Origin of the sequence: Xenorhabdus hominickii, assembly GCF_002632725.1 — a bacterium.
Classification (GTDB): Bacteria; Pseudomonadota; Gammaproteobacteria; order Enterobacterales; family Enterobacteriaceae; genus Xenorhabdus; species Xenorhabdus hominickii.
Genome location: NZ_NJAI01000001.1, coordinates 782,077 through 796,991, shown reverse-complemented (window position 1 = coordinate 796,991; position 14,915 = coordinate 782,077). Strand labels below are relative to the sequence as shown.

The 14,915-nt window shown below is 39.2% G+C and carries 10 protein-coding genes and 1 pseudogene; 3 read left to right on the top strand and 8 right to left on the bottom strand.

Translation table 11 applies throughout. From position 1 onward, the window contains the following. Window positions 1-27 precede the first annotated feature (27 nt). Both Xhom_RS03645 and Xhom_RS03640 read right to left on the bottom strand, forming a co-directional pair. The gene (locus Xhom_RS03645) at window positions 28-1,500 is read right to left on the bottom strand and encodes a surface lipoprotein assembly modifier (RefSeq protein ID WP_069318522.1); all 1,473 of its coding nucleotides are present in this window, start codon (window positions 1,498-1,500) and stop codon (window positions 28-30) included. 89 nt (window positions 1,501-1,589) lie between these two features. Continuing rightward, window positions 1,590-2,324, bottom strand: a complete 735-nt coding sequence (locus tag Xhom_RS03640) for a Slam-dependent surface lipoprotein (protein ID WP_232326150.1) — start codon at window positions 2,322-2,324, stop codon at window positions 1,590-1,592. A gap of 521 nt (window positions 2,325-2,845) precedes the next feature. Here Xhom_RS03640 and Xhom_RS03630 point away from each other — a divergent pair. Continuing rightward, on the top strand, window positions 2,846-3,610 hold the full coding sequence (locus Xhom_RS03630) for a GNAT family N-acetyltransferase (protein ID WP_069317435.1): 765 nt from the start codon (window positions 2,846-2,848) through the stop codon (window positions 3,608-3,610). A 53-nt stretch (window positions 3,611-3,663) separates the two neighbouring features. Here the strand turns inward: Xhom_RS03630 and Xhom_RS03625 are convergent, their stop codons facing one another. The 3 genes from Xhom_RS03625 to fdhD form a co-directional block, all read right to left on the bottom strand. After that, the gene (locus tag Xhom_RS03625) at window positions 3,664-4,827 is read right to left on the bottom strand and encodes an MFS transporter (protein ID WP_069317434.1); all 1,164 of its coding nucleotides are present in this window, start codon (window positions 4,825-4,827) and stop codon (window positions 3,664-3,666) included. A 10-nt stretch (window positions 4,828-4,837) separates the two neighbouring features. Beyond that, the gene (locus Xhom_RS03620) at window positions 4,838-7,654 is read right to left on the bottom strand and encodes an aldehyde dehydrogenase family protein (protein WP_071933887.1); all 2,817 of its coding nucleotides are present in this window, start codon (window positions 7,652-7,654) and stop codon (window positions 4,838-4,840) included. A gap of 577 nt (window positions 7,655-8,231) precedes the next feature. After that, window positions 8,232-9,062, bottom strand: coding sequence for a formate dehydrogenase accessory sulfurtransferase FdhD (fdhD, locus tag Xhom_RS03610; protein ID WP_069317432.1), 831 nt, complete (start codon window positions 9,060-9,062; stop codon window positions 8,232-8,234). A 410-nt stretch (window positions 9,063-9,472) separates the two neighbouring features. Between fdhD and Xhom_RS03605 the strand changes: the two genes are divergently transcribed. Next, window positions 9,473-11,122, top strand: a complete 1,650-nt coding sequence (locus tag Xhom_RS03605) for an LTA synthase family protein (RefSeq protein WP_069317431.1) — start codon at window positions 9,473-9,475, stop codon at window positions 11,120-11,122. A gap of 131 nt (window positions 11,123-11,253) precedes the next feature. On the opposite strand, the gene Xhom_RS03600 is transcribed toward Xhom_RS03605, so the two are convergent. Then, a complete protein-coding gene (locus tag Xhom_RS03600; RefSeq protein WP_069317430.1) occupies window positions 11,254-11,475 on the bottom strand; it encodes a UTRA domain-containing protein in 222 nt (73 codons plus the stop codon). Between the two features lie 251 nt (window positions 11,476-11,726). Beyond that, entirely contained in the window at window positions 11,727-12,398 is a 672-nt protein-coding gene (locus Xhom_RS03595; RefSeq protein ID WP_069317429.1) for a helix-turn-helix transcriptional regulator, read from the bottom strand. Between the two features lie 94 nt (window positions 12,399-12,492). Here Xhom_RS03595 and Xhom_RS03590 point away from each other — a divergent pair, with 94 nt between their 5' ends. Continuing rightward, window positions 12,493-13,905, top strand: a complete 1,413-nt coding sequence (locus Xhom_RS03590) for an MFS transporter (protein ID WP_069317428.1) — start codon at window positions 12,493-12,495, stop codon at window positions 13,903-13,905. A gap of 527 nt (window positions 13,906-14,432) precedes the next feature. Here Xhom_RS03590 and dinD read toward each other — a convergent pair. Then, window positions 14,433-14,660, bottom strand: a pseudogene (gene dinD, locus Xhom_RS03585) (DNA damage-inducible protein D); the annotation flags it as partial. Window positions 14,661-14,915: the final 255 nt, after the last annotated feature.

Sequence of the window (14,915 nt, the reverse complement as noted above, 5' to 3'; positions counted from 1 at the left end):
CACAAATAAAAAATCATCAGATTTTGATTAAAAATATTTCTCCAGCCTGATCAGCACTTCATTTTTGTTATAGCTGTACAGCCAATCCACATTGCTGTGATTGCGGCGGTGGCGGAAAGTGAAAGAGGGAGTCATGCCCCATATTTCAGCGGCAGGGACTTTAATAACAGCGCTATAAATCTGCTCATTATCCTGACGTATGGCATGAAGCATTGGATGGTAAGCGCCAAAATGGCGCTTTTTCAGCGTAGCAAACAGTGAACCGTTAATTCCGGGATAGATCTGTCCGGAAATCCCCGTCCGAATTCCCCACTGCTGATAGCGATCCATGGGATGTTGATCATTGTTCCGGTAAACCCAATCGCCTCCACCAGATAGGATAAAATTTTTGCTGATGGCATGGGATAGGGTGAGGTAGGTAGAGGAAAGTTCGCCATCTTTCCTACGGTAACGTTGCTGATGATGCAATTGTTTATGTTCAAGTTCAATATTCAGGGCAGTCTGGCCGGTGAATGCCCATCGCCATTCTGTTTTGGCACCGATAGCACGGTAAAAGGTATCACCCGCATGTTGCTTATATTCAAATAAGGGACCAAAGGAAAAATCGTGGTTACTGCTTTTATAGTTGTAGCCAGCGGTTATCATAAACGTATTTTCGTTCTCATTGTGGTGAGCACGGTAGTTTTCGCCATAAATCAGCCCGCGGCCAAAAATGCCATGATGACCAGCAAGTTGGTAGCGTCGGCTTAAGGTTGCGTCATAAGACACTCCCCATGCTTTGATGGGTTTTGGTATTAGCTGTTTAAGTATGGTTTGTGTTTTAGGGTCATATTGATAGGGGGCTTCCTGGTCAGAAGCCATATTTACATTATCGTTATAGGTATAACCCGCTGAGAAAGAACCACGCCAGCCATTTCTTAATGCTATTGCTTTCAGGTAGCTGTTGATATTTTTCACGACTATTGCTGGTAATTCGTGCTGTTCACTTAATCCAACAAACAGTTGTTCAGCTTCCCGATTTTTATGATCCTCAAAATAGACACGAGCCAGATCCAGCTTGATACGGGTAAAATCCGGCTGTTGATTTAAAATTTGTTGATAATGATAGGCGGAGAGACCCAAATTCCCTTCAAAACGAGCCAAACCACCTTGGGCAAAATTCACCAGCATGACATCATGTCCGGATAGTTTTTGATAAGCGGTCAGAAAACGTCTGACATCCGGCCATTGTTGATGATTAATGGCGAGGTATAGCGCTTGAGCGATATCATTAAGATTGTTCTCTACCTGAAATGTTTGTCCATCAATGACAATCAACGATGCATTGCTTTCAGCAAAAACAGGGTCTGGTGTAATCAGGTTGGCTTCATTTTCCCGTTGATTGTGCTGTGTTTCCTGCCAGATTTTGTGGCTGGTATCTTCATCGGCATAAACGGTCAGGGAGAGACATAACGCCATCAATGCTGTTAATAATATTAGTGTTTTTATATTGTTAGACATCGTAAAACCAGAGATCACAAAGCCCATATGATTAGAAATAAAATAGAGAACAGAGCCAAACATGGCACTGTTCTCTGAAAAACTAGCAATTACTGTTTTGAACCACCAAAAGCGGTATCTTTGGATTTGTCATCGTCAAATGTGGCATATCCAGCCAAACTGGCTGCATTATCACCAAAAAAGTGACCTTCCGTTTTCCCAACTAAATCACCGGTTATGGCTGCTCCCTCAAATTTAGCATCAGCACCAATGCTGGCATCAATATCTATTGCCATCGTGGTATTTGCCATTGAACCGACCAGCGTTTTCTCCCCAAAATCAGCGGTAAATGTACCGGACAAGGCATTGTTACCGTCATATTGGTTAATACCTGTCACGGTATAAGTCGCTGTACCATCCGTTGGTATATTGGTGGTAACGTCTTTGCCTGCATAATAAACAGTGTGGGTACTATCCGATGCCTTACCTGTTTGAGACCATTCACCGAAGTAAACGTCAGCATTAGCAACTTTGCTGAAATGGAATACACCCATACCGCCGTGAGTGCCGGGAGCACCTGCCATTGAAATATTATGGATACCGTTATTGTCAGCAGGAGCCATACGGGTCAAGCCAGCAAAGCCAGTGATTTGACCGCCATAAACGGAGTTGACACCAATGCCGGGTTCACCACCTAAGCCACCGTGTGGACCTGCACCTGGTCTAGTTGCACCAATCTTAATGTTGCCCTGCTGACTCTGACCAAATCCAACTTCTGCCTGAGCCTGTGCCATAAACCCTAATGCGCCTAAAGCGGCGATTAATACACTAATTTTTTTCATCATTATCCTCGTTTTAAAACCGGGGGATCCCTCGTTACCCAATCATAAAAATGGCCTGATTTATTGCGCTGGAAAAACGTACATTGTTCAAATGATAATGTAAATGATAATTATTACCATTTAATTGTGTGTTTGTGGGGTTTATTAGTCATTATTTTTATTTATTTTGTTGATTTTTATTTATTTTTTTGTATTTAAGGGAAGGTTTAAGCTATCTGCTTTTTTGTTGAAAATGTGAGGTTGGTCGATTTAATTTATAGAAGTTATTTTGTTGTTAATAATATAATTAGTTTTCTAAAAGTTTCTCGTGTAATTAAATCTAACAGGTTATATAACCACTTATATAATTAATTAAAATTAATCCATATATTTTATATTGATAAATGTGCATTCCCTGTAGTAGAAAATAATCAGCTATGATAAAGAGGATATGACGAAGTTCTAATTTTAAAATTATTAGCAAGTTAAATTTATTATTTTTCATATATCTATCTGGCTGAAAAAGACTTAATAGGAGATTCATTATGGAGGCAAAAATCATTATTCAATCTGCTGAAGAAAGGACAGATCTTGGTGATGCGACGGAGGAGCTTATTGGTAACAATTGGCCCCTGTTTATGAATTATGATGCTATAGCTGAAAAATATTGGAATACATTATATGAGCCAGGGTTCAGCCATTTTCAAAAATTTGCCATCTTGCAACAAGAGCAAGAAGAACGCCTTATTGGTTTGCTGAACGCAATTCCTTTTCCTTGGGTGAATATTTCGTTAGATAAATTGCCTGATGAAGGATGGGATGCTGTCTTAGAGGTTGGTGGGGCAGCCAAAGAAAAGGTGCAAGCCAACATGGTATCTGTTCTGGGGATAACAGTTGATCCTGAGTTCCGAGGTCAAAACGTTCCTGCTTTATTGCTCAACAGCTTGAAACAGACCGCCCGAGATGAGGGGTTACAGGGGCTTGTAGTTCCTGTCAGGCCGAGCCTGAAAAGCAAATATCCTCTGCAAGATTTTATCGAATATTGTGGTTGGAAAAATGACAAAGGCGAGCCGTTTGACCCGTGGATCCGCACTCATTACCGTTTGGGTGCAAAAATCATCAAGCCAGCCCTTCGATCCATTGATATTTACGGCACATTGGAACAGTGGCAGGAATGGGTCGGCATGAAATTTCCACAAAGCGGGGAGTATATCATTCCGGGTGGCTTGGTCCCGCTGGTGGTGGATGCAGAGAAACAGATGGCTTATTACATTGAGCCTAATTTGTGGATGTTTCATCCTCTTGATTAATCCACCAAATGTTGCGGGTGGGGATATCATTGCTTGTCTATTTGTCGAGATAATTACCCTGATTTTCTATCAAGTATAGGTTTTTTAGGAAACCAGTGAGAAACCACAAACAACAATCCAACAAAAGAAAGGGTAATAATAAAGCCTTTTTCGTTAAATATATCCATTGCCACACCTGTTACTAAGGGGCCGGTAAGGCTGCCAATTCCCCAAATAACACCAAATAAGGAGTTTATGGCAATCAGCATCTGACCAGAATATTTTTTCCCTGCTCTTACCAATGCTAAGGTATAAATTCCTCCACCAAATGCCCCCATGATAATGACATCAATCCATAAAAATAGAGAATTTACTGTAAATGGTAATGCTAATAAGGAAAGCGTGAAAATCACACCACAAATAATATGCATCCGTTTGAGATTGGTTCTGTCGGCAAACCATCCAATGGGAACTTGAAATATTGCATCGCCTAAGAATATCAATGTTATTAGAGTGATGGCCGTTTGTTCAGGTATTCCTAATGACAGCCCATATAGTGGGAACATCGATAGTGTTACAGCATCAAAAGAAGAAAAGCAAAGAACGCCAATGATAAGACAGGGAGCGGACATGATTAATGGGAAGACAGGAAACTTGTTTTTTTCATCTTTTATCTGTGGTGATATTGATGCAGAAGGATTTATCACGATAAGAGCAACGCAGAAGAGAGCAAGTATGGACAGTAGCATTGCTGGGATCAGTGAGGTTATGCTAAATATCGAAATCAGTAATGGCCCCAGCAATTGACACCCAGTGAATGCTGAAGCGTACAGCCCCATTAGTACTCCTTTGTATTTATCGCTGGTGTTACCGCTGACCCAAGATTCTCCAATCACGACAATGACACCACAGGCAAAACCCATCAGAAATCGAGGAATAGCAAGAGAATAGACTTGGCTGAAATAAGCAGAAAATACGGTGGAAGCTGTAAGTAACATTAGGCTAAAACTGAATAATTTATTTAAGCTATATAGACGGGTAAGTGTGGGTATCACCATGGAAGAAATCAGCATTCCTACAGCAGGTAGTGCCGACATTATCCCCAACAGAGTTGAGGAATGTTTTTGTTCCGCCAGCTTTAAACTGACCATGGGTAATGTATAACCCATCGCTAACCCGACGAGAGATGCTCCTAATATGATGGATACCATATATGATTTATTAAAGCTGGCAGTCATTTTTATCTCATTACTTGTTGTATGGTTCGACTAAATATTGATATATATCTCTTTGTGGTAATGTGTTTCCATTAATTCTATTGCCATCATACCAAAGACATGATGCTGCGGGACCTTGTCCGCCATATGGAAAATATCCATGCTCTTCCATATGTAAATCAGTATTATTTAATATGCTTTCCGGTAAGTGTAACGTCTTATTTAATTTATTACTGATATAATCGCTAGTACCAAATAAAGAAATATACATGGCATTGGCAGAATAACTCGGGTTGGAGAAATAGTCAGCTAAATTTTGATCTTGTTGGTATTTTTGCAAAAAGAAAACAGGAGCAAAAAATTCTTTATAGTTTCCACCTAGTGAAAGTGGTTTTTCAAAAATAGTCGGTTTTATCATACCATCAATTGGATTTATTTCTCCACCATAGGTACAATAACTTCGGTTTATTTTAAATATTGATGCCATTTTTATACTATGATCTATGTCGCTATTGGGGCCGACTATATTAGTATAATTAGAATAATGGCCTACTTTATCTTCAATGCCTTTTAAGCTGGAAATTAATTTTCTCCTGAATAATTCATATATCTCATTGTGTACCAATATAGAATTAGGACCTGCACAATCTTGTCCCTGATTATAAAGTACAACCCGTTTTGTGCTTTCAATAGCGATATCTATATCTGCATCCTTTGAGATAACCAGTGGATTATGACCAGCCCCGTTTAATATAAACAAAGTGTTTTTTCTAAAGTGTTTTCTGACTTTCGTAGCATTCTCTGGTGTTCCTGTAAATATAACAGCATCAGTCGTTTTTACCCGTTTACTTAAGAATAGTTCTTTATCCTCATAGGAAGTTGAGAGTGATGTCGATATCTTTGATAGGTTAATCACATCTGCAAACTTCTTATAATGAGGGTGCATAGCGGTTGGTGGGCGGATACAAACATTTTCAGCCATAAGAGATGGAATAAAGCCAAAACACACTGATGCGTAAATGGGTTGGTTAAGTGGTAGGAAGGATGTGACACCATAAATATTTTTTTTGAAATACTCTTTGTTTTTTTCTATATTATTGAGGAGGTCTATTGAACGTAAAATTTCATCTTCAGTGACTATTTTGCACTGATATCCCGCAAGTGCATCAATCAGAGCATTGCTATGTTTTTTCAATTCAAAAGATAGAGTGTCACATTTTTCTTTTACTTGATTGAAATCAATTGATTTGAATAATTTTGTCATATATTTTTTATTATCCTTATCTTTATTTATCATTATAAATGATTCTTTATTCTTCATCTTGTCATCTGGCGATTTATTTTCTGATTTAACTTTATGTGGGTTTTCGAAGTATTCAATGATGCTTTTTATATCGTTTATTTTTATCCATGTTTCAATTTTAGGTCCACGAATATCACCAAATAATCCTCTGTAGAGTAAAACCCATATTTGTGATTTGTCTCTATCAGGGAAAGTTTTTTTGAAAGAGTTCAATATGAGTTTAAAAATTTTTTCTTTAGATAATTTTTTATCTTTTTTTATGGATTTAGATATGAATGAAAAATAATCCTCCTCTTTAGTTGTCATCAATCCTCTGTTATTGTCTTTTTTGGTTCTTAAATAATAATTGTAGCTAATGGTTAGTTCAATTTCTGATATGACTTCCCCATTTCTTCGATATAAATCAAGGAATTTCCTTGCTGAGGAAATGGAGGTCGGTTTTGATGCTTTTAATATTCTGGATATTTTGTAAAAAGATAATCTTTTTTTATTGGAGATGTTTACTTGATCATTCAATCTTGGTGATTGTTCTATATAAAATTTAGTAGATTTTTTGGGGTCTTTTGATAAGTAAATTTGGATAGCTTCTGGTGTAAGAAGGTTTTTGGCGTCATCAAGAGAGAATCCGTTACCTTTTGATTTGGATATTTTTTTCCCTGAAGCATCAAGGAAAAGCCCATATTGATAAAGACGTGGGGTCGGTTTATCTAAGGTGATGGATATCTGTCGGGCAATAGAAGCTGAATCCATCAAATCTTCACCGTGCATTTCAAAGTGAATATTTCTATACAGCAAACGCATACCCCAGTCAGCTTTCCACTGAAGTTTCGCTTTTCCATTTAACACAGAAACTGTCTGTTCTTTATCTAACAGTTCTTCTTGATACAGATCTCGCAGTTCTACACCATATTCACTCCCAGGTTTATTAACTATTTCATCTGAGGGTATATAATAAGTTATTTCTCCATTATCAGGATTTATATCTGTTATAGTAATATGCTCCAGTACTTTTCCTGTTATTTCAGAGATCGGCATTATAATATTATAGGTTCTTTGTCTTAAAAAGCCGGTGGACTCTTTGCATATTTTATTTATTTTAGTAAAGTTTTCGAGAAATAGTTTAATTAAAGAGTTATAATATCCATTATTATATGCCAGAGAATTCTTTACTATATTACAACTTGCATTATATTCTTTAGCTAGATTGAATAATTTATTTTCAGCCATCTCTGAGAATGAGGAGTAAACTCCAAAAGGATCTGGAACTTTATTTATAGGTAGCCCTATGTATTTGTTTAATTTTTCTGGATTGGGTATGTTTGATGGGATTTTTCTAAAAGGATCTAAATCATCTGAAATCAGATAGAAATTTACCTTTCTGCCTAGATTATTTAATTCTTTTATAACTAAATTAGTGCGAATTATTTCACAAAGTGTTCCTATATGAGGGATGCCAGTGGGTCCAAACCCAGCACCAATATTAATTTGCTCTCCATTAGGTATGAGTTTATTTATTTCTAATGCTTCCTTGGTGTACCACTTCATAAGTAATTTTCTCCTCTGTGTTATTATATTTTTATGATGATGGAAATTAATGGGTGTAATTTTAATTGTGTTTTTCTCGGTTTATTATTTTGGTGCTTTATTGTTTTTGTTTTTTAACCATTGGCTGCATGAAAGCATTTATTTTTTCTTTATTGATGTGTGGTTTTTATTTTCAGATATGATTTTTATATCATGTAATTATAATATTGTAATGGGATTTACTCTGAGGTATCAGCTCATTTATAATTATATCCCCATAATTATTGAATATGCGTGATCATATATTGGAACTTAAGAATTAAGCTTTTCAAAACACCCATACAATATCTTGTTTTTACATGATTTTCTTTGCAGTGTTTTGGCGGCCTTTCGGTATAAATATTCCCTCGCTTCTTCCAGCAAAAAGCGGTTTCCGACCAGACTCCCCGAACAACAAATGAACCGCTTGTGCACGAAATTTGCTCAAAATAGTAAAGGTCAAGATAGCCTGCGTCGGCCAGTAATAATTGTCGCGTAATGTCTCTGGGGCAGGTAAATTATCTGGGAGCACTGGCAGTTATGGGATAATTATTTAATTTTAATCCATGATCCTTTGTGGGTGGGTATACACCGTCGCCCGTCCCTGTTTACAAAACCCAATCAATGTCAGGTTGCATTTATGCGCGACTTCAATGGCGAGTGAGGTGGCGGCAGAAACAGCAAACAAAATTTCCACACCACATTTGGCTGATTTTTGTACCATTTCATAACTGGCACGGCTGGAAACCAACACAGCACCTTGCTGCCAGCCCGTTTTTGATCGCATCCCCAGTAACTTATCCAGCGCCACATGGCGGCCAACGTCTTCGCAACCACCAAGTAAATCACCCTTGAGATCAACCCATCCTGCGGCATGAGTACAGCCTGTGACTTGGCCGATTTCCTGCAAATGAGGGAGTTGTGAAAGGGCATGATCAAGATAAGACAATGAAAACATCTGAGTAAAAGGCAGGGGAGTTATCGGGCGGAAGATTTCTGCTATCTGTTCCGTACCGCAGATACCGCAACCCGTTCTGCCCGCCATACTGCGACGATGCTCTTTCAGTTCGGCAAATCGGCGATTGGAAAGCTCAATATGCAGCTCAATGCCACCGTGGCAGCTAATCATCGAATCAATACCACGAATATCTTGCGGGGAGTTGATGATACCTTCTGACAATGAAAAACCAATAGCGAAATAGTCGAGATCTTTCGGGCTTGCCATCATCACAACATGGGAAATACCGTTGTAAACTAATGCCACCGGGACTTCTTCTGCTACCCAGTCCAGTTTATGGTTGTTTAAACGATTTTTTTGTTGAACATAGATACGAGCAGCGCCACAAATCTCATCAACCGTTAACTGATTTCCTGAACGTGTATCATCCATCGGGCGTACTCCTCAACATAATACTGTTTGTGCGGACAAATCGTGTTACTCAGCAGTTTACACGATTTTATGCCAAAAAGAGTTCAATTTGCCGCTATTTTGATGGGATTAGACAGGGAATATATTTATGAAAAAATTGGGGGATGTTCTTATTCTCCAGTCTTTAAACATTATGGTTTTTAGCAAGTTAACCTGAATTATAGAGGTGTGATCAGTAAACCTTCATCGGAATAATGTCAAAAAGTACCATACGTCACTTCTTGCTGAGAAGTGAGGGTGTTGAACTCCTTTAAATCAAAGTTGTCTTCATTGAGCGAATTTACTTCTAATTACTTACTGTGCATTTGATAACCTGTGCTATTTTCGACTATTGGTGTCAAACAGATCTCATATATGGAATTCAATATAATATGAAGAAAAAGATCATCTTGGGGATTTATTTTGGAATGCTGCTGGTTGCTTCCTTGATAATAGTGTTGGAAAAAGGCAGTGATATTTATCCTGCACTGGTTTCTGTCGGCGTATTTGGTGCTATCTTCGGTTTGATATTTTTAGTTTCAGCACGCTGGTTATTTTCGGCAGTGTTGACGGGAACCTTATTTATCATCCTCAAATTTCTCAATCAGATAAAAGTTCATTATTACAAAGATCAACTGATGTTTTCTGATTTGAATGTGATGCTGGATCTTTCAAATCAGGAAACATTAAGTCATTATTGGCTGGCTGGTATCGCGGTAGTGATGATGGCTATCTGGTTGATATTCAATATGGTATTGAGTTGGCGAGCTGCACCCCGAGCAAAAGGGATCAAGTGGCATCTGGCTAGTGTCATTATGATTGCTATAAGTGTTTGGGGGATTCATCTGACGGTCAATGCTTATCTCGTGCAATGGCGGGGGGAATTACCAAAGGGGCGGGGGACGATGACCAATATGGTGATGTCAGCGAGTGAAGTGCAATACCAATCCCCTAAATTTAGCAGTTCTGCTGATTATTTCTTGCAACAGGCCAAAAAAGTGACGTTGCCTGAACCTCAATCAGACGTGAAACCCGATGTGGTTGTGTTATTGCAAGAATCTACTGTCAATCCTCATATCTACCAATTACCCGCTAATGTTAAGTTGCCAGATCTTTATATGTTCCAGCATGATGCTGGGGTCAGCGCTCAAAGCCCGCTCAGGGTGCAAACCTTTGGTGGTGGGACATGGCTTTCTGAATTTTCTGTTTTGACAGGACTGAATACGGATGATTTCGGCTCACGCAAAAATGCAGTGTTTTACTTTGTGGTTGATCATCTGCAAAACAGCCTGTTCCGTGCGATGAAAGACAATGGTTATTACACCGTTGTCCTGACGCCATTTAATAAATCCGGCTATCATGCTGGGCACGCTTATAAGACATTAGGTGTTGACCGGATTATCCAGCCGCAAGAGTTGGGCTATCCGGCAAGCATAACTGAAAACCTATGGAAGATTTCAACCCAAGATATGTTGTCTTATGTGAAAACCATTCTTGCCAAGGAAACCGACAAGCCGATTTTTATTTTCGCTCTGACCATGTATGAGCATGGCCCTTATGATGAAAACCATCATGACGATTATGGCTTAACCGGTAATGTTGACCGTTCAACGGGGGTAAATCAGTTTAGTCATTACATGGAAAAAATCACTACTTCTGATCCTGCCCTCAAGGATTTCAGCGAATTTGTTGCTAAACGCGATAAACCAACCGTTTTCCTCTATTTTGGTGATCATCAACCGAGCATTAATTTTTCTCATTACAACTCTCCATTACCTGATCCCGAGCATCTGACCCAATTTACTATGCGGGATAACCTGAAACAGGGTGCTTCAATTACAACGAACAAGCTGACGGATATCTCTTTCCTCGGTGGGATCATTCTAGAACGAACTCGTTTGGTTGTTCCTCCGTTTTATCAGGCCAATATGACCATGCGACATTTGTGCGATGGGGCTTTAAATGATTGTCAGGACACAGCACTGTTAGAAAGTTATAAGTATTATATTTACCAACAGTTGAATGCGGCAGGTAAGGAGTAATCGGCCTTTAGTATTCCACGCTACTTTTTTCTTCACTTCACTCCCCTTCTGTCATCAATGCTGGCTGACAGAAGGGAATGATTACCGAGGATTAAAAACGACGGGTTATAAATGAATAACAGTGAGAATTATTAATTATTTTTTTTTGCGTTATAGTCGATATGGATATTTTGTGGCGAATTGAAATTCAGCCCATAAATATCACCGCGATACAAAATTTCACTGAACTCAATGATAGTATTTTGATGATTCAAGCTGATTTGATGAACTTGCAACAGTGGCGATTTTTCTTCGATATTGAGTAAAATGGCAAGTTCTTTATGGCAGGCAATGGCTTTGATTTTATGATTCACATAATGACAATATTGTATTTTTATTGGTCTTAATGGATGAATATAGTATAAATTTTATTTATATAATGAATGAAAGGTTGGTTACCTTATCTTGAGTCAATCAAGTCGGATGTTGTGCTCTGGTCATGGTGTCATTTTCTATGGTACTCCGGTAATGTGTGCGATTTTTGCGCCAACCTAGGGAAAGAGAACCATTGAAACCATGATCAGAGCTATTTTCAGGACGCTATTCAATAACGCCATATTCCCTTTTAGGTCATGGAGTTAAAGGTCAATGGAGTGATGCGATAAGCACAGCGTCGATGACCACTGAGGATATATTCGGTTCTTTCCACGTTAGCTTGCAGAATTTCCCGAAACAATTTTAGTTCAGTTCGGCAAAATCCTTGGCATATCTTGGCCGCGGCACAGATTGGGCAATGGTTTTCAAAAAACAGAATAGCGCCGTTTTCTTCAACAGAATAATGGGCCATATAGCCTTCCTGACAGCGAATTGCGACCAGACGTTCCACTTTTTCCTGTAACTCACAAGCACCTTCCATTGCTTTTTTATAGCTGAAATAAGCCTCTTTTTCTCGGGCATTGATAACCAAATCCATGGCTGTTTCACCTAATTGACTGCGAATAATCGTAATTAGTTGAGTTGTGAGTTCTGCATGAGCATCGGGAAACCGGGCATGGCCTTCCTCTGTGAGATGCCAAAGTTGAATAGGGCGCCCAACTCCTTTCGCTTCTGATTTCGCCTCAACTAACCCTTCTTTAGCCAGTTTGACAAATTGTTGACGGGCTGCTTCTCCGGTTGTTCCCAATAGCTTGCCGGCATCAGAGGCTTGTAAGGCACCTTGAGTTTTAAGAAGCATTAACAACTTCTCACTCACTGTTTGCCCCATGATTATCTTATTTTCCAAGTCAGAGCTTGACATATTATCGATCCAGACATTAATTTATTCCAAGATTTATCTTGTTTAATTTAGCGTAAGAATTTTAACAACTCAACCTAAGTTCGGGACAATAATCATGATGATGACTGAGGAAAGTCGCTGGCGGGATCTGTTTTCCAGCAAAAATGCGCCGAGTGCAATAGCACTCTCATTGGGCGTAGGATTGATGGCAATCAATACCTTAATTGCAATTACTATTTTGCCTTCTGTCGTCAAAGATATTGGGGGATTAAATCTCTATGCTTGGAATACGACATTGTTTGTCGTGGCATCGATTATTGGTTCCATTCTTTCAGCGAGATTGTTGAGTGCATCGGGGGCGAGAAATGCTTATCTGGTTGCGGGGCTGATTTTTTTCATCGGCAGCTTATTTTGTGCTTTCGCACCCACGATGGAAATCATGCTGATTGGAAGAACCATTCAGGGGCTTGGTGGAGGATTCCTGTTTGCATTGTCCTATTTGTTGATCAACTTGGTGTTTGAGCAATCACTCTGGACCAGAGCGATGGCGCTGATTTCGGGAGTGTGGGGCGTGGCAACCTTAATCGGGCCAGCGATTGGCGGTATGTTCGCCGAAATGAACGCATGGCGTTATGCTTTTGGCATTATGCTACCCATCATTTTGTTGTATGCCGGCTTCACCTATCTGATTTTGCCTAAAAAACAGGAACAGAATAAAACCAAAATTCCACTGCCGATTGTGCAATTGATCTTGTTATCATCTGCTGTACTGGCAGTATCTGCGGGTAGTTTGTCACAAGATATCCGGATCAATATTATTGGCATCATTACAGCGGTGATATTGGTCTCCTTATTGGTAATCCACGAGCGCCGTACTTCGGCGAGGTTATTGCCTAAAAATGCATTGAGCTTGTGCTCCCCTCACATGGTTCTGTTCGCCACCACTTCGCTATTGGTGATTGGCTTGGCGGGTGACGTTTTTGTTCCTTATTTTCTGCAAATTTTGCATGGTCAATCTCCTTTGGCTTCGGGTTATATGGTTGCTGTTGCAGCGCTTGGCTGGACGGTGGGAGAAATGCTCAGTGCTAGTTGGCAGGGTGCTAAGATGCGGTTTGCGATTGTGAGCGGCCCAATTTTCATGTTAATTGGTATGCTGTTGTTGCTGGTTATGCTGCCATCTCAATCGGCAGGGGAATGGCAAATCATGCTACCGATCATTTTGGGGCTGGGGTTATTTGGATTTGGTGTCGGTTTTGGCTGGCCGCATCTTTTGACCCGCATTTTGCAGGTTTCCAGTGATGCTGATAAAAACATCGCCGGCTCATCTATTACAACCATTCAGTTATTTTCCTCCGCATTTGGTTCTGCGTTGGGCGGCATGATAGTCAATCTATTTGGGTTTTATCAACCCGGCGGAGTAGAGGGAGCTGCTTCCTCTTCCCACTGGTTATTTTTACTCTTTGCCATTGCGCCAATATTGGCATTATTGACCGCATATAAGTCAGCAAAAATTAAAGTCGATAAATAATCAATCATGGCGTATTAGTTTTCTTACAAAAAACTAATACGCCATATTAATTATCATTAATATAATCATAACAATTTGAACTGCCTGTGAATTTAGCATATTATTTTTATTTACTCTCTTTAGTTTTGGGTTTTTGTGTTATTTATCTTTTTATTTGTCTTTTTTTAATTAAAAATCCCAATAATATGTGTGTGTTATTTTTGTTCTTTATTGTTTTTGTCGGAATGAAATCATTTAACTAAAAAGGGTATGATGATGCTGGAAGGGGATTATCGCTTGTTATACCTGCCTTGGTTGAAACGTGCATTTGATGGTGAATGAATCTATTCATTGAGTAGGAGGTGTTAGGCCGTGTCATTACTGGATTTGTTCTATTCAATATTTTCTAGGGGTACACCCTTGGGTACACGCTAAATCGAGGTGTACCAATGGGATGATTGAAATATGTACAATCATGAAAGTCACATATTAGTGATGTGATTACTTTTTGAGTTTTTTCTTTGCTATCGTTTCTAATTGTTTGATGCTTTTCTCTGGTGGATTGCTTTCTGGTCTAGTCCACCGTATAAACCTTGGTAGCCGTGATTTTGGAAAATAGCAAAATCAATATTTGTTTCTACGCCTGCTCGCTGGGCTGTTTCAACTAACTGCTTGTTATGCTCTTTTAGCTCATTGCGCAGAAATAGCCGCTTTTCATCTTCTCGTAGTCTTTTAAATGCCGCATCATCTGCTAGCTCTTGCCGTCTAGTTTTAATACCGAGTTCTGAGCGGTTGTACTCGTCCTGCTGTATCTTGCGTAAGGCGTCCATCTGCTGACGAGTCAGTAAAATCTCTTTGTTATCGACTTTCATCTCCAACCTCAAATGCTGATAATTTATACAGCCATATTATTGCAATATATGCAACAAATCAAACTAATGATGCAAATAATGAAACAATAAAAATTACACAAATTATAGGCAGACAAGGAACGGCAGAGCTATATAACCTGCCGTTTGGTGAGGCTTAAT

Excerpts from the sequence above, each read along its gene's own strand:
- Xhom_RS03630 (WP_069317435.1), top strand. The coding sequence starts at position 2,846 with ATGGAGGCAAAAATCATTATTCAATCTGCTGAAGAAAGGACAGATCTT.
- Xhom_RS03645 (WP_069318522.1), bottom strand. The coding sequence starts at position 1,500 with ATGTCTAACAATATAAAAACACTAATATTATTAACAGCATTGATGGCG.
- fdhD (WP_069317432.1), bottom strand. The coding sequence starts at position 9,062 with ATGGATGATACACGTTCAGGAAATCAGTTAACGGTTGATGAGATTTGT.
- Xhom_RS03595 (WP_069317429.1), bottom strand. The coding sequence starts at position 12,398 with ATGTCAAGCTCTGACTTGGAAAATAAGATAATCATGGGGCAAACAGTG.
- Xhom_RS03620 (WP_071933887.1), bottom strand. The coding sequence starts at position 7,654 with ATGAAGTGGTACACCAAGGAAGCATTAGAAATAAATAAACTCATACCT.
- Xhom_RS03640 (WP_232326150.1), bottom strand. The coding sequence starts at position 2,324 with ATGATGAAAAAAATTAGTGTATTAATCGCCGCTTTAGGCGCATTAGGG.
- Xhom_RS03605 (WP_069317431.1), top strand. The coding sequence starts at position 9,473 with ATGAAGAAAAAGATCATCTTGGGGATTTATTTTGGAATGCTGCTGGTT.
- Xhom_RS03625 (WP_069317434.1), bottom strand. The coding sequence starts at position 4,827 with ATGACTGCCAGCTTTAATAAATCATATATGGTATCCATCATATTAGGA.
- Xhom_RS03590 (WP_069317428.1), top strand. The coding sequence starts at position 12,493 with ATGATGATGACTGAGGAAAGTCGCTGGCGGGATCTGTTTTCCAGCAAA.